Annotated in this window: 20 protein-coding genes; 10 read left to right on the forward strand and 10 right to left on the reverse strand. The window is 71.9% G+C overall.

The features are described from left to right. Window positions 1–317 precede the first annotated feature (317 nt). Window positions 318–1307 (forward strand): bifunctional class I SAM-dependent methyltransferase/NUDIX hydrolase, encoded by a 990-nt coding sequence (locus tag ADK86_RS45490; RefSeq protein WP_053699619.1) that lies wholly within the window; start codon window positions 318–320, stop codon window positions 1305–1307. 164 nt (window positions 1308–1471) lie between these two features. Here ADK86_RS45490 and ADK86_RS31260 read toward each other — a convergent pair whose 3' ends face one another. The 4 genes from ADK86_RS31260 to ADK86_RS31275 all read right to left on the reverse strand — a co-directional run bounded on the left by ADK86_RS31260 (window position 1472) and on the right by ADK86_RS31275 (window position 5591). Beyond that, on the reverse strand, window positions 1472–2623 hold the full coding sequence (locus tag ADK86_RS31260) for an FUSC family protein (RefSeq protein WP_053699654.1): 1152 nt from the start codon (window positions 2621–2623) through the stop codon (window positions 1472–1474). 364 nt (window positions 2624–2987) lie between these two features. Then, the gene (locus ADK86_RS31265) at window positions 2988–3818 is read right to left on the reverse strand and encodes a SigB/SigF/SigG family RNA polymerase sigma factor (RefSeq protein WP_053699620.1); all 831 of its coding nucleotides are present in this window, start codon (window positions 3816–3818) and stop codon (window positions 2988–2990) included. A gap of 349 nt (window positions 3819–4167) precedes the next feature. Further along, window positions 4168–5085 (reverse strand): aminoglycoside phosphotransferase family protein, encoded by a 918-nt coding sequence (locus ADK86_RS31270; protein ID WP_053699621.1) that lies wholly within the window; start codon window positions 5083–5085, stop codon window positions 4168–4170. A gap of 44 nt (window positions 5086–5129) precedes the next feature. Further along, entirely contained in the window at window positions 5130–5591 is a 462-nt protein-coding gene (locus tag ADK86_RS31275) for a MarR family winged helix-turn-helix transcriptional regulator (RefSeq protein WP_053699622.1), read from the reverse strand. A gap of 193 nt (window positions 5592–5784) precedes the next feature. Between ADK86_RS31275 and ADK86_RS31280 the strand changes: the two genes are divergently transcribed. Further along, window positions 5785–6168: a VOC family protein gene (locus ADK86_RS31280; protein ID WP_053699623.1), complete on the forward strand. Its 384-nt coding sequence runs from the start codon at window positions 5785–5787 to the stop codon at window positions 6166–6168. 453 nt (window positions 6169–6621) lie between these two features. Here the strand turns inward: ADK86_RS31280 and ADK86_RS45755 are convergent, their stop codons facing one another. Both ADK86_RS45755 and ADK86_RS31295 read right to left on the reverse strand, forming a co-directional pair. Continuing rightward, window positions 6622–6912 carry a hypothetical protein gene (locus ADK86_RS45755; RefSeq protein ID WP_159394002.1) on the reverse strand — a complete coding sequence of 97 codons (291 nt, stop codon included), beginning with the start codon at window positions 6910–6912 and terminating at the stop codon, window positions 6622–6624. A gap of 435 nt (window positions 6913–7347) precedes the next feature. Continuing rightward, entirely contained in the window at window positions 7348–8334 is a 987-nt protein-coding gene (locus ADK86_RS31295) for a helix-turn-helix transcriptional regulator (protein WP_053699626.1), read from the reverse strand. A gap of 296 nt (window positions 8335–8630) precedes the next feature. On the opposite strand from ADK86_RS31295, the gene ADK86_RS31300 reads away from it, so the two are divergent. After that, window positions 8631–10070 carry an MFS transporter gene (locus ADK86_RS31300; RefSeq protein WP_078952378.1) on the forward strand — a complete coding sequence of 480 codons (1440 nt, stop codon included), beginning with the start codon at window positions 8631–8633 and terminating at the stop codon, window positions 10068–10070. Window positions 10071–10483: 413 nt separating this feature from the next. Next, window positions 10484–10666: a zinc ribbon domain-containing protein gene (locus ADK86_RS31305; protein ID WP_053699627.1), complete on the forward strand. Its 183-nt coding sequence runs from the start codon at window positions 10484–10486 to the stop codon at window positions 10664–10666. Window positions 10667–10719: 53 nt separating this feature from the next. On the opposite strand, the gene ADK86_RS31310 is transcribed toward ADK86_RS31305, so the two are convergent. From ADK86_RS31310 to ADK86_RS31320, 3 genes are all read right to left on the reverse strand, one after another. Beyond that, window positions 10720–11190: a GNAT family N-acetyltransferase gene (locus ADK86_RS31310; RefSeq protein ID WP_053699628.1), complete on the reverse strand. Its 471-nt coding sequence runs from the start codon at window positions 11188–11190 to the stop codon at window positions 10720–10722. A gap of 144 nt (window positions 11191–11334) precedes the next feature. After that, complete coding sequence (locus ADK86_RS31315; protein WP_107088609.1) at window positions 11335–11919, reverse strand: DUF1360 domain-containing protein; 585 nt, start codon at window positions 11917–11919, stop codon at window positions 11335–11337. Between the two features lie 201 nt (window positions 11920–12120). Continuing rightward, complete coding sequence (locus tag ADK86_RS31320; protein WP_053699629.1) at window positions 12121–12495, reverse strand: cupin domain-containing protein; 375 nt, start codon at window positions 12493–12495, stop codon at window positions 12121–12123. Between the two features lie 247 nt (window positions 12496–12742). Here ADK86_RS31320 and ADK86_RS31325 point away from each other — a divergent pair, with 247 nt between their 5' ends. After that, complete coding sequence (locus ADK86_RS31325; protein ID WP_234346110.1) at window positions 12743–13246, forward strand: MarR family winged helix-turn-helix transcriptional regulator; 504 nt, start codon at window positions 12743–12745, stop codon at window positions 13244–13246. 71 nt (window positions 13247–13317) lie between these two features. Here ADK86_RS31325 and ADK86_RS43955 read toward each other — a convergent pair whose 3' ends face one another. After that, the gene (locus tag ADK86_RS43955) at window positions 13318–14253 is read right to left on the reverse strand and encodes a hypothetical protein (RefSeq protein ID WP_053699630.1); all 936 of its coding nucleotides are present in this window, start codon (window positions 14251–14253) and stop codon (window positions 13318–13320) included. Window positions 14254–14391: 138 nt separating this feature from the next. On the opposite strand from ADK86_RS43955, the gene ADK86_RS45310 reads away from it, so the two are divergent. The 5 genes from ADK86_RS45310 to ADK86_RS31350 all read left to right on the forward strand — a co-directional run bounded on the left by ADK86_RS45310 (window position 14392) and on the right by ADK86_RS31350 (window position 18333). Further along, on the forward strand, window positions 14392–14517 hold the full coding sequence (locus ADK86_RS45310) for a hypothetical protein (RefSeq protein ID WP_267888822.1): 126 nt from the start codon (window positions 14392–14394) through the stop codon (window positions 14515–14517). A gap of 99 nt (window positions 14518–14616) precedes the next feature. Next, window positions 14617–15630: a hypothetical protein gene (locus ADK86_RS31335; RefSeq protein WP_053699658.1), complete on the forward strand. Its 1014-nt coding sequence runs from the start codon at window positions 14617–14619 to the stop codon at window positions 15628–15630. 71 nt (window positions 15631–15701) lie between these two features. Continuing rightward, window positions 15702–16100: an STAS domain-containing protein gene (locus ADK86_RS31340; protein WP_053699631.1), complete on the forward strand. Its 399-nt coding sequence runs from the start codon at window positions 15702–15704 to the stop codon at window positions 16098–16100. A 189-nt stretch (window positions 16101–16289) separates the two neighbouring features. Beyond that, complete coding sequence (locus ADK86_RS31345) at window positions 16290–17174, forward strand: LysR family transcriptional regulator (RefSeq protein ID WP_053699632.1); 885 nt, start codon at window positions 16290–16292, stop codon at window positions 17172–17174. Window positions 17175–17274: 100 nt separating this feature from the next. After that, entirely contained in the window at window positions 17275–18333 is a 1059-nt protein-coding gene (locus ADK86_RS31350) for a tartrate dehydrogenase (protein WP_053699633.1), read from the forward strand. Window positions 18334–18381 lie beyond the last annotated feature (48 nt).

Below are 18381 nucleotides of genomic sequence, written 5' to 3' on the forward strand. Positions count from 1 at the left end.
GGAGGGGGGAACGGGGCATGGAGGGGCGGGCGGGGGAGGGGTGTGCCCGTGCCAGAGCGTTTCGGTGGAATGAAGAGCAGCCCGTTGAGCGGTTACGCGGGGTGGCAATTCCGGGTATCGGCACGGGTGTGAGTACAGGCTCAGGGAGTGGTACGGGTGTGAGTCCGTGCGTGAGAAGTGGTACGGGTGTGAGTCCGTGCGCGGGAAGTGGTGCGGGCACGGGCACGCGGGCGGCTACGGAATGCACGCCGCGGAGTGGGTGGGATGAGCACTACCGCCAGGGGAAGTCGTTTCGTCCGCTCGGTGAGCGGGAGCGGGTGCTGCTCGCCTCTCGCGTACCGGCCCGGGCGGGCGCGGTCGCCCTGGACGTGGGCTGCGGGCGCGGGGAACTCGCCCGTCACCTGGCCGCCGCCGGCTATCGCGTCGATGCCGTCGACTACTCCCCTGCCGCCATCACCGCGGCCCAGGAGGAGACGCCAGCCCCTAGCGACGCCGACGGCGTGGTGACCTACGTACACCTGGACATCGAACGCGACCCGCTCGCCGCATTCCCCCACCCTGCCTACGACCTCATCACTTTCCGCCTGAGCTACGCGTTCGTGCAGGACCGCACCAGAGTGTTGCACCGGTTACGAGGACGGCTGCGCCCCGACGGCGCGCTGTGCGTGATCACGCCTGTCGCGGACGCCGTGCCGCCCGGCAAACGCGGCATCGCCCTCGACGAGGAGGAGATCGCCCTGCTGTCCGCCGGGTGGGACACCGCCGAACGGCACGACGCCGAGGGGCTTGCCCTGCTGGTGCTGCGCGGTCCGCTCCGTACTCCGGTGGCGTACGGAAACCGGGGCAAGCCGGCGCCGCACGCTCTGACCGGCGCGGGTGCGGTGGTGACGGACGAGACCGGCCGGGTGCTGCTGGGCCGGTCCGTACATGGGCTGTGGGAACTGCCCGGCGGGAAGAACGCGGGCGGCGAGTCGTTCGTACGGGCCGCGGTCAGGGAGCTCGAAGAGGAGACCGGGCTGCGGGCCGAGGCGGCTGACGCGCGGCTGGTGGCGATTTTGATGGACGAGATCCATGGCATCCCGCGCGTGACGGCGGCGGTGCGGATCGCCGCGTATTCAGGGGCGCCGGTTGTGCGGGAGCCGGAGTTGATCCGGCGTTGGGAGTGGCACGAGGTCGCCGATTTGCCGGCGCTGGCCGGTGGGCTGTTCGTTCCCAGCGCGCACGTACTGGAGACGGTGTGGCCCGGCTCGCTTCCCGGGCTGCCGCCCGTGCACCAGCACCTGGTCGTGGAGGCCGCGTCGTCATAGGCGGCCACCGGACACCGTCGATGCGTGGAACGCCCGCCGGTGACGGCTGCCGAAGATCACTCGGATGGGTCGGCACGTGGGTGAGAGGGGGCCGCCGGGGCGGCGGGCCCCGTGGCCCGACCGCCCAGCCACCCCGACCGCACCGACCGCCCCCACCGGCAGCATCACCGCTCATCCACCTGGCTCTGCAGCACATCGCAGGTGTACTGGAACTCGTCCATCAGCCGGGTGGCCTCCACCACGAGCACCCCGTACGGGTAGGCCGGATCGGTCAGCGGCAGTCCGTCCTGCTCGGCCCGGTCCGTCACCCGGCGGCAGCACTGCTGTGCCTCGTCGGCGAGTTGGCACAGTTCGCGAACCTGGTCGGCCAGCGTGTCCTCGTCCATCTCCCCCAGGACCTGGGTGATCCGGGAGATGGATTCGAGGAAGTCGGCGTAGCCGCGCAGGAAGCGCCGGTCGCGCTCGCTGCCGTCCTGGCGCCACTGGTCGAGGCTGCGGGTGAGCGAGGCCAGCTGGTACATGATCCGCTCCAGCGCCTTCAGTACCGCACCGTACCCCTCGAAGCTCGCGCGGCCCCGATGGCGGCCCAGACGGCTGCGGGGGTTGAAGTAGAGGCTTTCGCGCGCCGTTCGCAGCCCGTTCTCGGCCTGGGCGATCAACCCGCCGGTCTGCTCGGCCCGGCTGCGCCAGTGACTGATGCGCTCCTCCTCTATCTCCCCCTCCCGCATGGCCGGGTACATGTCGCTGACCAGGTCGCACAGTGCGCGGGCGAGGGTGTGGATGCCGTGCTCGGCGCTGCGGTAGCGCAGCGGTGGGACGAGGACGACGTTGACGATGACGCCGACGCCGCATCCGATGAGGACCAGCAGGATGATCTGCGCGAGGTGGGTGATCTTGCCGAGGCCGGCCGGGGCAGTGACGTAGGTGGAGAAGGCGAAGAACGCCGCCGTCGCCACCTGCGAGCCCTGCGAACCGAGGGCGGGCCACCGGCCGATGGTGAGGGCGACCACCGCCACCAGCGCGAAGGTGAGCAGGTCGGGGCCGGCCAGATACCCCAGGGCCGCCTGCACGGCGACCCCGGTCGCCACGGCCCCCACGTACCGCAGTGACTGGAGCAACGACTGGTACACCGTCACCTGCATGATCAGCACCGCGGAGAACGGTGCGAACGCCGGTGACTCGGCCTCCAGGAGGTTGTACGAGAAGAACCAGGCGATGGTCGCGGCCAGCGTGCTCTTGCCGATGAGCAGCAGCGTGTGGCGTTCGTGGCCCGCCGATCCCCAGGCCCGGCTCCACCATTGCTGCACGCGGGCAATCCGCCCCTGCGCCGCAGGCTCCTCCCGGTGTCCGGGGTTGGTGGGGCGCCCAGGCTCGGCCCGGGTACCAGCCTCTTCCGTACCCGTCTCTCCTGTATGCGCCTCCTCACCCTCGGCGCTCGTCCCCCGCCGCTCCCTCCGGCCGTTCCGCTTGTGGGCCTCGGTCTCCTGCTTCCGCGCCTGACCGGCCATGCACGCTCCGTTCCTCATCCGGTCCGCTTCTGGCGGCGGGCCGTACGTTTCCACTCGGTACGCCGTACGTCGTTCACTCGGTACCCCGTCGGCGCGGCCACGTCCCAGGTCTCGTCGACGACGGCGTCGACGCACACCGGACCTGGCCGCCCCGACAGGTTCCGCTTCCGGCTCAGGCGGCCTTGCGGTACTTCCCCGCCGGGGCGCGCGTCGCCTCCGTGCGGATCCGGGCCAGGGCCCGGTTGAGCAGCCGGGACACGTGCATCTGTGAGACGCCCAGCTCGGCGGCGATGGCGCTCTGCGTCATGTCCTGGAAGAACCGCAGGTAGAGGATGCGGCGGTCGCGCTCGGGGAGCCGGGCGAGGACCGGCTTGACCGACTCGCGGTCCTCGACGAGCGCGAAGGCGTCTTCGAGCGCGCCGATGACGTGCAAGAGGGTGTACTGCTCCTCGCTGCCGCCGTCGCCGTGGTCGAGAGCCGCGTCCAGGGACAGGGACCGATAGGTCTCCAGTGCCCGCAGCCCCAGGGTGACGTCGTGCTCGGACAGCTGGGCGTAGGCGGCGATCTGCTCCGTACTGGGCGTGCGCCCGTCCAGGGTGGTGCTCAGTTCTTTGACCGCGATGCGGACCCTGTTGCGCAGGTCCTGGATACGGCGCGGGACGTGCACGTGCCACGTGTGGTCGCGGAAGTGCCGTTTGAGTTCGCCGGTGATCGTCGGAACCGCGAACTGCTCGAACGCGTCGGCACGGTCCGGGTCGAACCGGTCGACGGCCTTGACCAGGCCCAGGGCGGCGACCTGCTTCAGGTCGTCGAGGTGTTCGCCGCGCTCCCGCAGCCGGTACGCCAGGCGGTGGGCCATCGGCAGCCACGCGGTGATGATGCGCTGGCGTATCTGTTCCTTGACCGGCCCGTCCTCCAGCGTTGCCAGCAGACGGAACTCGTCGCTGGTGTCGACATCGTTGGCACCGCGCTCGCCGGGGCGCGCGGTTGCGGGGGTGGCCATCGCCGGCTCTCCTTTTTCGCTCAAGAAGTGGTGTCCGCAGACAGCCGGGAGGCCGGTCCGGAAAACGACAGACGAGCCCCTCGGCAAGAAAAGGGAAGGGTGCCTACGGTTCCGAAGCACTGCCGCTCGTGTGTCCCGCCGGTCGCCCCTTACACCCGGTGATCCGGCGGTATCTCTGTGGTGTGGGTCACGGGGTGGGAGCGGAGAGAAGGAGGGGAAGTGACGAAGAGGGGGTGAGCGCAGGAGGGGGGCCGGTGGCCGGTGGAGACCGAGGGGGTGGTGGATGGCAGCTGGGAGATGGGACCGTACGTCCGGCCGTACGGTCCCCCGTTACTCGCCGCGCCCTCTCCTACCGCCCCACCATCACCTCCCCCACCACAACCTGCGAAGCGTCCAGTGCCGTTTTCCCGTCCTCGATGTCCCACAGGGAGTTCTGCAGCAGGCGGCCCAGCGTCCAGCCGGCCGCGCGGTCGCGGTCGAGGGCGAGCGCGTCGGTCAGCAGGTCGAAGCGGCGGCGCACGACGCGGTGGGCTTCGCCCGTCGCCGCCACCTCCTCCCACCGGCTGTCCATGGCGGGCCACAGGTCGAAGCCGGGGTCGCCGGCGAGGGGTTCGGGGTCGATGGCCAGCCAGGGTTCGCGGTCCCCGGCCAGCACGTTGTCGTAGTGCAGGTCCCAGTGCAGCATCCGGTCCCCGGGCTCGCCGGCCAGGTCGGCCACCACCGAGGCCCAGGTCCGCAGGCGCTGCCGGTCGGCGGGGTCGGCCAGGGCCGCCACCGCCGCGGGCACCTGCTCCAGCATGTCGGCGGCGATGTCGCCGAGGCCGCGGAGTCCCTTCGGGGCGGGGACGGCGACGAGGCGCCGCAGGAGCCCGGCGAGGATGGTCATCGCGGCGTCGTCGTCCCCGACGGACGCGAGCGTGCGCGACCCGTCCAGGCGCTCCAGCAGCATGGTGCCGCTCGCCCCGTCGTGCTCGATGAGCCGCACGATGCCGTCGCCGTTCCAGGTGCGCAGACCGATCAGCGCGGCGGCGGTCTCCTCCTTGGGCTGCTGGAAGCGCAGTGCGGCGCGCGTGCCGTCCGTACGGAGTACGGGCAGGACGAGGGACGCCTCGCCGGATCCGGCCTCGCCGTCCCGTTGCAGTTCCCAGCGGTCGAGGAATTCCGCGGCCAGCGCGGGCAGGCCGGCGATCCACGCCCTTCCGGCTTCGGTCGTGCCGTACGAGGCGGCGAGCTTGTCCGGGACGTGGAGGGATTTCGGCGTACTCATGAGACCTTCTTTCCGCTCGTGCGGCCTGACGGGGTGTCGGCGAGTCAGCCTCCCAGGGCCTCCGTCATGCGGTCGAGGTCGGCGAGGAGGGCGGTCAGGCGCCGCGGCGGGATCGCCTCGATCATCTGCCGTTCGATGGTGTAGACGGCGTTCCGGGCCGCGTCGAGACGGTCGCGGCCTTCTTCGGTGAGGTGGGCGGGCAGGGCGCGGCCGTGGTCGGTGGTGCTGGGCCGGGCGACCAGGCCGGCTTCCTGGAGGCCGCGCAGTACGACGTTCATGGACTGGCGCGTGACGAACGCGCCGCGGGCGAGTTCGGCGTTGGACAGGCCCGGCTGCTGGTCGAGGAGTTCGAGGCAGGCGTACTGCGGCACGGTCAGGCCGTGCTCGCGCAGGGCCTTGTCCATGGCGCCGCGCAGCGCGGCGGCGGAGCGCTTGAGGCGGTAGCCCACGTGCTCGGTGACGTCCTGGGCGGGGTGGGGAGGCGCTACGGGGTTACGGTCTTCCATGTCAGCATTTTGACATACGGAGCGGCATGGGCGTACGTTGCCACATGTCAAAAGCCTGACATCGGGGTCAGGTGCACCGGCCTTGAGCCGGTCGGCTTCAAGGCCGTGTCGAGGGCAGGGACCGGGCTCCGGCATCGGCCCTCGGTGACCAGTTCCGGCTCCGCGTACCGCCACGTAGGAAGAGAGACACCTCATGACCCAGCCCACCTCCGCCACCCTGGACGGCCCCGACTTCATCGCCCTACAGGTGCGCGATGTCGAAGCGGCGGCCGCCTTCTGCGAGGAGCGGCTCGGGATGCGCAGGGCGCCCGCCTCGCCTCCCGGTGCGGTGGTGTTCGCCACCGAGCCGATCGCGTTCGCCGTCCGCGAGCCGCTGCCGGGCGTCGACCTCGACGCCGTGGCCCGGCCAGGACTCGGGGTGGCGCTGTGGTTCCGTACCGCCGACGCGCAGGCGCTGCACGACCGGCTCGTCGCCGACGGGGTGACGATCATCAGCCCGCCGCAGGACAGCCCGTTCGGCCGGACCTTCACCTTCGCCGGGCCCGAGGGCTACGCGATCACGGCGCACGGCGGCTGACCGTGAGCGCCGTCGCCATCGCCCCGCAGGGGCCCTTCTCCCTCGCGGCGAGTGTGCGGTTTCTGGCGGACTTCACTCCCGCGCGCTACCGCAAGGCACCGGACGATGTGCTTCGCCTGGCCTTCCCCTCGGACGGCGGCCATAGGACGGTCGCCGCGGCGGTACGGCAGGAGGCGGCGGCGACGGACGGCACCGCGGGGAGCGCACGGGCCGAGTTCACCGTGTACCCGGGTGGCGCGGGCTCCGGTCGGGCAGGCCCGCTCCGGTCGCGCAGGCCCCGGTCCGGCAGGCCCCACGTCCGCCGGGCCGGGGCCTGGTCCGGCCGTCCAAGAGCAACTGCTCCTGCCAGATCCACCGGTCGTACGGGAACGACCGGTCTCCGGAGACCAACCGCTCGTCGGAGAACCACCGGTCGCCGAAGAGCAACGGGCCGCCCGAGAACAACCGCCCGCCTCAGCCCAGTTGATCGTCCGGGATCAACTGGCCCGCATTCTCTCGCTCGACGTCGACGGGAGCGGCTTCCCCGGGCTCGCCGTCGGCGATCCCGTGGTCTCCCGGCTCATGGCGGAGTATCCGGGGCTCCGGCCGGTGTGCTTCCACTCGCCGTACGAAGCCGCCGTGTGGGCGGTCATCGGGCAGCGCATGCGCAGGATCCAGGCCGCCGCGAACAAAGCCGCCGCGATCAAGGCGCGCCTCGCCGAACGGTACGGACAGCGCTTCCGGGGCGCCTGCCAGGACCTGCACGTCTTCCCCACTCCCCCGGTCCTGCGCTCGCTCGCCCGGATTCCCGGGCTGCCGGACGAGAAGGTAGCGCGCCTGCGTGCCCTGGCCGAGGCCGCCGAGGCCGGTGAACTGGACGCGGCGCGGCTGCGTGCGATGCCCGGGGACTACGCGCTGGCGACGCTGCGTGCCCTGCCCGCATCGGCCCGTTCTCCGCCGAACTCATCCTCATACGGGGAGCCGGGCATCCGGACGTCTTCCCCCGCCACGAGCGGCGGCTGCACGCGTCCATGGCCGACGCGTACGGTCTCGGCGCGGCCGGTTCCGAGGACGTGGGGCGGCCGGCCGCCATCGCCGATCGCTGGAGGCCGTACCGCAGTTGGGTCGCGCCGCTGCTGCGTGTACGTGCTGAGCAGCGGATGCGGCCACCGGCAGGTACGTAGCGCCCCGCGCGCCCGCTCATGGGTGGGCCGGGGTGTTGTGGCGGCCGGCCGCCGCGGCGGCGTACCGGCGGGCGAGTTGTCCGCACGCCTCCGTGAGTTCCGGCGGGCCGAGCACTTCGATGTCGCAGTCGAAGGTGCCGATCAGAGCCGCCAGCCCCGCCCAGGACCACGCGCCGAGGGCGAGCCGGCAGCGGCCGGGGGCGACCTCCTCCACCACGGCGCCGCCGGGCGCCCAGCGGGCGACGACCGGGGCGGGCGCGTCGAGGATCACCTCGCCGTGACAGGGCCACTGGTCGGGGACGTCGCCACGGTCGAACTGGCCGAAGACGAACGCCGTGACATCGGCACCGGGAAGTTCGCGCGGGGTGAAGTGCGACGCGGTCGGGGCGTACGGGGTGATGCGGTCGACCCGGAAGGTGCGCCACTCGGAGCGCCCCAGGTCCCAGGCGACGAGGTACCAGCGGCCGGACCACATGGCGAGGTGGTGGGGCTCCACCCGGATCGACGGACTCGGATCGCCCGCGTACGCAAAAGCCAGCACCTCGTGGTTGCGGACGGCCGTGCCGAGGGCGAGCAGCACCCCGGCGTCGACCGGGGGCGCCGACAGGTCCCAGGCGTTCTCGATCGACGTGACCCGTACGGCGTCGACCCGCTGCCGTAGGCGCGCCGGCATGACCTGGCGGACGGTGGCCAGCGCGCGGGCGGCCGCTTCCCCGAGGCCGGCCACCGTGGCGGGCGCGGTCTGCAGCGCGACGGCCACGGCGATGGCCTGCTCGTCGTCGAACAGCAGGGGCGGGACCTTCGCTCCGGCGTCCAGGCGGTACGCGCTGCCCGGCCCCTTGGTGACGTGTACGGGATAGCCCAGCGCCCGCAGCCGGTCGATGTCGCGGCGCATGGTGCGCGGGCTCACCTCCAAACGCTCCGCCAGTACCGCGCCCGGCCACGCGCGTCCGGTCTGGAACAGGGAGAGCAGGAGCAGAAGACGCGCGGAGGTTTCAGCCATGGCCTCATTCTGCCGAGAAAGGCGGCCGTTATGTGGCCGCTACTCCTGTGAGGCTGGTCGGCATGAGCACTTCTTCCCACAGGAACGGCGGCACGGCTGCCGCCTCTCCGGCACACCCGACGACAGGTTCGGGTGAGCCTTCTGATCTCTCATGTAGTTCTGCTTCTGCTTCTGCTTCTGTCCCTGGTTCTGTTTCTGGTTCTGTCCCCTCCCCTGTACCTGCTCCTGCTGCGTCGGGGGGATCCCCGGGGCCGGGGCCGGGGCCGGGTTCGGGCATCGTTTCCGGCCGCTCGGCGGTGGTCGCGCTCGTCGTCGTGCTCATCGCCTCGTTCATGGAACTGCTCGACGCCACGATCATCACGGTCGCGGCCCCGGCGATCGCCGAGGGGCTGGGCGCCGGTGAGGCGACGCTGCAATGGACGGTCGCCGGCTATACCCTCGCCCTCGGCGCCGGGCTGATCACCGGCGGCCGGATCGGTGACCAGTTCGGCCGGCGGCGCATCTTCCTGATCGGACTGGCCGCGTTCGCGATCGCCTCGGCGGCCTGCGCCCTCGCACCGAACCCGGCGGTGCTCGTCGCGACCCGCGTGGCCCAGGGACTGGCGGGCGGCCTGATGGTGCCGCAGGTGTTCGGCATCATCCGGTCGTCCTTCGCGCCGGCCGCGCGGGCGAAGGCGTTCGGCGCGTACGGGGCGGTGCTCGGGCTCGCCTCGGTGGCGGGGCCGCTGGCCGGCGGGCTGCTCGTCGAGGCGGACGTGTTCGGGCTGGGCTGGCGGACGATCTTCTGGGTGAACGTGCCCGTCGCGGTCGTCGGACTCACGCTCGGCATGCGGTTCCTGCCGGAGTCCGCCGCGAGCGCCCGCACCCGGCTCGACCTGCCCGGTGCGGCGCTCGCCGCGGCGGGCGCGGTGTGCGTGCTCCTGCCCCTGGTGCAGGGTCACGAGTGGGGCTGGCCCTGGTGGGGCTACGTGATCCTCTTCCTGTCGGTCCCGCTCATGGCGCTCTTCCTCCGGCGCGAACGCCGCCTGGTCGCCCGCGGCGATCAGCCCGTCCTCGATCCGGGGCTGCTGCGGGTACGCGCCTTCAGCAGCGGGCTGGCCGCCTCCACGCTGTTCTTCGGCGCCATCGGCTCGTTCTTCCTGCTGCTCTCCCTCTACCTCCAGGTCGGCAGCGGCCGCTCGGCCCTGGAAACCGGGTTGATCATCCTTCCGTACGCGGTCGGCTCGACCCTCACGTCCGGGATCGGTGTCCAACTCGCCGCCCGCATGGGCCGTTTGCTGCTCGTCACGGGTTCGCTCGTGCTCGCCCTCTCGCAGTTCCTCCTGCTGCTCGTCGTACGGGACGGGGGCGCGCCCTCCTACTGGGCACTGGCGCTGCCGCTGTTCGTGGGCGGTCTCGGGCTGGGGCTGACCTCGCCCTCCCTGGTCAACGTCGTCCTCGCCGGGGTGCCCGCGCGGGACGCCGGTGCCGCGGGCGGAGTGCTCACCACGGTGGGCCAGATCGGAAACGCGGTCGGAGTCGCCGTACTCGGCGTCCTGTTCTTCGCCGAACTCGACACGTCGACCTCGGCGGGCACCGCCCCGCTCACGGCGTACGGGGACGCGTTCGCCTCGGTGCTCCCCTGGCAGATCGCGTTCTACGTCGCGGCGGCGGGGCTCATGATGCTGCTCCCGAAGCACACGGATGCGCTCGGGGGTGGCGGGGCCTCCACGGACGTGGCCGTATCGGAGAAGTGACGCCTGAGAGGTGAAGTGGGGCGGACTGGGCCGTTCGGGGCTCGGGGTGCGAAGTCCCGAGCCCCGGACTCGGTGCTCGGGCCTCGGGTTCGGGGCTTCGGGCCAGGACGGCTGGGCCCGCCAGCGCCTTCAGGGGGTGGGGGCGTCAGACAGGGGCGCGCTCCGATGATGTCTGCGCCCCCTCGGAGCCACCCACGCTCCGGTACAGGCATCGTGCGCCGGTGCCGCGCGTCCACAGCCTCCGCGTAACCGTTCCCAGGGGGTTTTGTGATGTTTTTGTAGGCACACTCTCTCGTTGGGGAAGTCGCGGACTTCGGATGCACGGGGGAGGGCATCATGAGTTGCAGCCGGTGCGGCGCCGAGGTCATCCAAGGGCCCGACGGCAGGTGGTCATGCAATTGCGGAGCGTCCGGATGACGGAAAAGCACAAGATCCAAGCGGAGGAGAGCAGCGGCGTCGGCGTGGGCGAACCACGCCCGCCGTACTTCACCTCCGCCACATGCCCCGAGTGCCAGAGCGCCAACGACGGCCTCAACGGCCGCTTCGCGTGCGGCGCGTGCGGCACCACGTACGCGCTGGAGCCGCCGGTACTCTGACGCGCCGCCAGGCGCGATGATGCCCCAGCGAGCATCCCCTCCGGGCCCGGGCGTCACGGACGCCGGCACAGCGACGGGTCCGGGTGATCGACGAAGCCGAGGTCACGGTAGAGCGGCTCCCCGTCGGCGGACGCGTACAGGTCCACCCGGGCCGCATCCCGCTCCCGGAACCAGTCGAGCAGGCCCCGCATGATGGCGCGACTGTGTCCGCGCCGCCGGTACGCCGGATCGGTGACCACGCCGATGACATGGCCGATCCGCCCGTTGCGCAGGTGCGGACCGGGCAGCCGCTGTTCGAGGGTGCCGATGCCGCAGGCGGCGAGGCCGTGGCCACCGTCCACGACGAGGATGCGTACGGCGTCCGACGCCAGTTGGTCCTTCAGCACCACGACGAGCTCACCCCGCCAGCCGTCGTCACCGGACGCCGGTGCGAAGAAGTCGCCGCCCAGGGTGTCGAACAGCAGCGCCCGCAGGCGCACCAGCTCCGGGATGTCACCTTCCACCGCTTGCCGCACGCATGACATGTAATGACTCTATAGCTCAACTGGCGCTTACGACAGCGGATTTCGCGGCGTTGACTGCCCCAGGAGGCGGGCGGGCTCGGGTAAGACCCTCGGGCAAGGACCTCGCTCACCAGCGCCGCACGGCACCCCCTTATCCCCCATCCCTCACCCCTCCGCCTGCTCCTGCGTGACGCTCCAGGCGTACTGCAGCCAGTCGGAGATCGTGACGGCGCTCAGGCCGGTGGCGACGAGCCGGGTGGCGCGCGGGGCCGCCGCGTAGCCGCAGACCAGTGAGGTGCCGACCCAAGTGGCCAGACAGAAGGGGCAGGCGAGCAGTTCGCCGACGGCCAGCCGCAGGCCGTGGCCACGGGGCTCGTCCATGACCTCGCTGGCGCTGATGGTCTCCTTGCGCCGGGTGAACGGCGCCCGTACGAGAGCGGTGATCTTGTCCTTCGCGAGCAGCCGCGACGTCTTGTACGTCGCGGCGCCCAGGAGCAGCAGGTCCCAGGGCGGGACGCGGGAGGGCAGCGTACGTCCGGACTTCCGGAAGGCCAGCGCGAACAGGGCCGTGGCTCCGGCATAGCCTCCCGCCAGTACGGCGTAGCCCCGCAGGGGGATCCCCTCCCCCGGCGCATACGCCTCGCCCCCGTGGCCCGCTCCGCACCGCCGGTGGCCGTCGTCCGTTGCCGAGCCGGCGCGGTCCGCCGTGCCGCCGGGCTTGCCTTCTTCCGGGAGCGGATTGAATGCCATGATCCCTCTGCTTCCTACGACGACGTTGCAGGGTGGACCGGTACCCCCATCGCCGCCCGGTGCACGCCCGGGAGCCGAGATGCGGCCGAACGCGTCGCCGAAAGAGGGACGTACGACGTCGGGCGGAGCCGTCGCACGGCGGCACCGCCCACAGGCCGCCCGCCCCTCACCCGAGCCGCACCACTATGCGGCCGCCTGCCGCTACTGCGCCCACGGAGGCGGGAACGTCGCGTCCCCGAGGGTGGCCTTTATGCCGGCCGAGGTGACGACGGTGACGGTCGCGGGCGTGTCGGGCTCGCCGTTGCGCAGGCTCAGCTCCGTGCGCGGGGGCACGATGATGGCGTCGCCCGGCCCGGCGACGACCTCCTCGCCGCCGACGGTGGCCGCTATCCGGCCGGTCTGTACGACGAAGATCTCCTCGTGGTTCAAGCTGTGCGGCTCGCTGGTGGCTCCGGGCGCCGCGTGCAGCGTCCAGACCGCCAGTTCCGTACTGCCTCGCGAAGGAACCGCGAGGGGTCGGAAGGTGAAGCCGGGGCGTTCGAAGGCAGGAGCGTCGGCTCCGGTGGACAGGGGCATGGCACGTCCTTCATGGGTCCGATGAGCGCGTTCGGGAGCCGGGAAGCCGAGGAGGAAGGGCAGGAAGGGAAGGCAACGGGAAAGGGGGAGGCAGGCCCGGCGACGCACCCATGTAGTCAACTTGGTTGTCTTGTTGGAGCGTAAGCGGCAGCACCGCACATGGTCAACCAAGTTGCCTACTAGGGTTCTGCTGTCGACGTACCGACGCCACCGCCAAGAACCCGCCCACGCAAGGAGCCCCCTGACCGTGACTGCCGCGCACGACGAGCCGAAGCCGACGAGCGGTCCGGGCGATCTGCCCGGTCAGGTTCCGCTGCTGCTCGCGATGGTCTTCCGGGCCATGAACGACCGGTTCCTCGGCCGGCTGGCGGAGTTGGGCCGCGAGCCGCTGCGGCCCGCGCACGGCTACACCTTCCGCTATCTCGCCGCGCACACCGACGCGACCACGGTCGACCTCGCCTCCTACTTGGGCATCACCAAGCAGGCCGCCTCCAAAGCCGTCGCGGAGCTGGAGGGGTGGGGGTATCTGAGGCGTCACCCCCACCCTCGCGACCGCCGCGCCCACACCCTCGCCCTCACCGGGCGCGGGCGCGACTACCTCCGTCAGGCCGATCAGCTGTGGGCCGAGGCGGAGCAGGAGTGGGCCGAGCTGATCGGCGCCGACCGGCTGGCGGCGGTCCGCGCCGACCTGGAGACCTACCTCCGTCATACGTACGGCAGCACCGAGGTTCCCCTCCGCCCGGTGTGGTGAGCCCGCCCCGTACGGCGAGCCCGCACGGCCCGGTGGTCCGCCTCGCCCGGCGCTCCACCGTCCGGTCGCCGTCAGGCCGCGCGCTGCTGCTTGATCTTCGTGCCGAGCTCCTTGAACATCTGCAGCAGGTCGGCGGTCTCGGCGGGCGGCGGGGCCTGCACCGTGGCCTTGGCGCCGTAGTCGGAGTAGCTGGTGGCGGTGCCTATCTTGCCCTGCGGGGTCTGCATGTCGACGTTCATCTGCACCGGGAGGTCGTCGCCGTTGACCCAGACGTCGTAGTCGTAGCCCTTCAGGCCGGACTTCTTCATGTTGGCGAGCAGCTTTTCGCGCTCCTGGGGTGAGAGGAGATCTGTGCTCTTCTGGCCCTTGAGTGCCTCCTGGAGCGTCAGCGAACCCTTGTAGTGCTCGGCCCGCTGGCCGTTGACCTCGCCCGAGCCCAGGTGCTTGACGTTCGGCGAGTTGAGCAGCAGCGCGAGCTGCTGGGCCGGGTCCTGCTTGATGTCGGACAGGCCGGCGGTCAGCTGCTTGGCGAGCCCGGCGTCACCGGACTCCGCCGCGACCGCCTTCAGGTCCATCTTGGCCCAGGTCTTGCTGCCGTCGATCCGCTCGCCCAGGTCCATGTACATGACGTCATCGACCCAGATCAGGCGGTTCTTCTCGGCTCCGCCCGCCGCCGCGGCCCCGCTCTGGGTCACCGTCACGTCCATGACCAGCGGGCCCCAGCCCATGACGCCGGTGATGCGCGTCCGGCCGCCGCCTGCCATCGAGGCGGGCATCGACATCGTCATCGTGACCTTCGCGGACTTCGCCGCCGCGGTCTTCTTGTAGGCCGCGGTGAGCGCCTGCGTCGGCGTCCGCTTCCCGGCTGCCTGACCGGCTTCCTGGCTGCTGCGGGTGCCCGCCGCGCCCTTGGTCTTGTCGCCGCCGTCCTGGCAGCCCGTCACGCCCGCCAGCACGGCCGTGGCCGCCAGCGCCGCGGCGACCCGCCGCGCGATGTGCTTGTGCACGTCCCACCCCTGTGGTTCCGCCGGTGGCGTTCGTACCCACCCACGCCATCCGGATCTTTCCGACACTTACGCAACGCACAGTAATGCATAGGTCTGACATTGCCCGCGGGGGCCGTTCCGCGGCCCACGCTGCGGGCCATGGCGCTCCTGGCCCACGACCTCTACTGCCGCCATCTCCGCGCCGAGACCGACGCGTTCGCGGCCACCCTCGCCAACGCGGACGCGGCGGCGGCCACGGAGCGCAGGTTCACCGCGGACCCGTGAGTCGCAGCGGACGCCATGGACGAATGGCTGGAAACGCTGCCCTGCCCTCAGGCACGCACGCACAGGCCGCGGCTGGAGAGCGGGCGTACTGTCGCCGTCATGCCCGCTCCACACCGTCTCGCCCCCGCCTTCGCCCTGTTCCTGCTGGCCCCGTTCGTCGGTGAGTTTCTGCTCGGCAATCTCACGCTCGCCGAGTTGCCTCTCGGGCTCGTGCTGGCGCCGATGTACGGCTGTGGCGCTCTGCTGGTACGGGAGGTGGGGCGGCGCAGTGGGGGCGGGTGGCCGGCCATGGTGTTGTTGGCGACGGCGTACGCGTTGATCGAGGAGGGGCCGATCGACCAGCTGCTGTGGAGCGACTCGTACGCGGGGGCCGACCTGCTGCACGGGCCGTCCTACCTTCCGGCCCTGGGGATGAGTGTGGAGCTGACCCAGACGGTGCTGGCGCTGCACACGGTGTGGAGCGTGTGCGTGCCGATCGCGCTGGTCGAGACGCTGACCCGGTCGCGGCGCAGCGAACCGTGGCTGGGCCGCGTGGGGCTCGCGGTGGTGGCCGTCGTGTTCGTGGCGGGCGGGGTGCTGGTCTTTCTGGGGAACTACAGCGAGGAGCATTTCGTCGCCTCGCCGGGGCAGCTCGCCGGTATCTGTCCGGTCGTCGCCCTGCTGATCGCCGCGGCCTTCGCCGTACGGGCGCTGCGGCTGCCGCCGCTGCCGGGCCGGGCGCCCGCGCCGTGGCGGGTGGGCCTGGCGGCGCTGGTCGTGACGAGTGCGTACTGGGGGCCCGCCAATCTGCTCACCGACGACTGGTACGAGTGGGTCGGGGTGGGCGTGTGGTGTGCGGGGACGGCGCTGGGCGTGTGGTGGGTGAGCCGCTGGTCGCGCCGGGAGGGCTGGGTCGTCCGCCACCGGTTCGCGCTCGCGGCCGGTGCCCTCCTCACGTACGTGTGGGTGTCGTTCCCGGTCCGGCCCGAATCCGGCGGCTCCGTGCGCGCCGATCTGGTGGGCAACGCCGTGTTCGGGGCGCTCGCCTGTCTGCTCCTGATCTGGTGTGCCAGGCGAACGCGCGTACGCCCGACGGAAGGGAACGTAATTTCGCATACGTCGGCGGAGGCGTAACCCGGGCACGGCGGAGAACCCGGAAAGTTCGCGCGATTGCGCGAACGACTCCATGGAAAAGGTGACCGACCATGTCCTCGTCCGCCGCGGGTTCCCGCTATCATCTGCTCGCCCTCACGGGGCACGCGCCGACCGCCGCCACACGCCTGGCCAGGGCCGTCCGGCTCGGCGCGACGGCGCCAGTGGTTCTGGTGGACGTGTCGGCGGCCGACGGTCTGGACGTCGAGGCCCTGGGTACCCTGGCACGCCTGTCGATGATATTGCGCGCGACCGGTGGCGGGGTGGTGCTGGTCGGCGCCGACTCCGCTGCGCGCCAGCTGACCGCCCGTACCGGCACCGCCTGGCTGCTGCCCGCCCACCACGACGTCGAGTCGGCGATCGCCGGCCTGCCCCCCTCCGGCCGCCCGTGGACGGTCGCCGAACTGGCCTCGGGCAACGGCGACTTATCCCGTACGGCGGAAGGCGGCTGAGCGACGGCGTACGAGAGGGACGGGCCCCGGCGACGGAGGCGTACGAAACGGGGACAGGCCGCAACGACAGAGACGTACGAGATGCCGCGGCCCCAGCAGCGCCCCCAGCCGCATCCCAGCAGCGCCCCACCCGAAGCCCACAGCGAGCCCGCCGCCACCCCGCCGACACCCCCAGGCAACAATCACCGCATGGACATCCGGCAGCTGGAGTACTTCCTCGCCATCGTCGACCAGGGCGGCTTCCACCGGGCGGCATCGGCCCTGTACGTCTCGCAGCCGTCGCTGTCCCAGGCCGTCCGGGCGCTCGAACGGGACCTGGGCGGCGACCTCTTCCACCGGATCGGCCGGCGCGCGGTGCTCACCGAGGCGGGGCGGGCGCTGATCGAACCGGCCCGCGCGGCGGTGCGCGGGCTGGCGACCGCGCGGGCCAGCGTCGCCGCCGTGCACGAGCTGCGGACCGGGCGGGTGGAGGTGGCCGCGATGCCGTCCCAGGCGGTGGAGCCGCTGACCTCGATGATCCGTGCCTTCAGCGGCCGGTATCCGGGCGTCTCCGTGGTCATCAGGGCCGCGTTCACGTCCGGGGACGTGGTCGAGATGGTCCGTACGGGCGCGGTCGAGCTGGGGCTGCTCGCCACGTCGGGGCCGTTGCCGGACAAGGAGGTGACGTCCTGTCCCGCCGGGGAGCAGCGCTTCGTGCTGGTGGTGGCGCCCGACGGCCCGTTCGCCGGGCGCCGCGGCGTGGGCTGCGAGGAGCTGGCGGGGCAGCGGCTGATCGTCGGGCAGCGGGGCACCGGAATGCGGGCGTACGTGGACGGTCTGCGCGAGCGCGGCGTCGCGTTCACCATCGCGGCCGAGACCGAGCATCGGGTCGCCCTGCTCCCGCTGGTGCTCGCCGGGGTGGGTTCGGCGGTGGTGACGGAGTCCTGGCGGGCGATGGCCGAGCGGGCCGGCGCCCGGGTGCTGGACATCGAGCCGACGACGGCGCTGAACATCGGCCTGGTCAGCCGCCGTACGGGACTGTCCCCCGCGGCGCGGGCGTTCGTGACGACGGCGCTGGACCGGGTGGCCGGATGACGGACCCACGTCACCCTCCCGCGCTGATAGCACCTGCTTATCAGGCAGATCACCACTACGTCTTGGACGGTCCGACGGCCCCGTTGCTGCAATCGGACGCATGACGAACCACCGCATCGCCCTGATCCCCGGCGACGGCATCGGTACCGAGGTGCTGCCGCCGGCGCAGCGTGTCCTCGACACCGTCGGCCGCCGCCACGGCTTCGCGTTCTCCTACACCTCGTTCGACGACTGGTCCTGCGAGCGGTATCTGCGCGAGGGCGCGATGATGCCGCCGGACGGCCTGGACCGGCTGCGGGACAAGGACGCCATCCTGCTCGGCGCGGTCGGCCGTCCGGACGTGCCGGACCATGTCTCGCTGTGGGGGCTGCTGATCCCGATCCGCCGCGGCTTCCGGCAGTACGTCAACCTGCGGCCGGTCCGGGTCTTCGAGGGGATCGACAGTCCGGTGCGGGGCGCGGTGGCCGGGAAGGTCGACCTCGTCGTCGTACGGGAGAACGTCGAGGGCGAGTACAGCGAGATCGGCGGGCGCCTGCACCGCGGCTTCCCCGAGGAGGCGGCCGTACAGGAGTCGGTGTTCACCCGGGCCGGGGTGACGCGGGTGCTGGACCACGCCTTCGCGCTGGCCGCGGGCCGCCGCGGCCGGCTGACCTCCGCCACCAAGTCGAACGGCATCGTGCACACCCTGCCGTTCTGGGACGAGCTGGTCGCCGAGCGCGGCGCCGCGCACCCGGAGGTGTCGTGGGACCAGGAGCACATCGACGCGCTGGCCGCCAAGTTCGTGCTCGACCCGGCCCGCTTCGACGTGGTGGTCGCCTCCAACCTCTTCGGTGACATCCTCAGCGATCTGGCCGCCGCCGTGGCCGGGTCGATCGGCATCGCACCGGCCGCCAACCTCAATCCGGAGCGCGAGTTCCCCTCCATGTTCGAGCCGGTGCACGGTTCGGCGCCGGACATCGCGGGGCGCGGCGTCGCCAATCCGCTGGGCGCGATCTGGTCGGCCGCCCTGATGCTCGACCACCTCGGGCACCCCGAGGCGGCCGCGGACGTCACCGACGCCATCGCGGCGGTCCTCGCCAAGACCGACGTCCGCACGCCCGATCTGGGCGGCACCGCCACCACCGCGGAGTTCACCGACCGGCTCCTCGAACTCCTGTGAGGGCCGCGGCCCGGCGTACCCGCGCCGGGCCGCCGCTCCCCCGGCCGC

The organism is Streptomyces sp. NRRL F-5755, from assembly GCF_001279365.1.
Classification (GTDB): Bacteria; Actinomycetota; Actinomycetes; order Streptomycetales; family Streptomycetaceae; genus Streptomyces; species Streptomyces rimosus.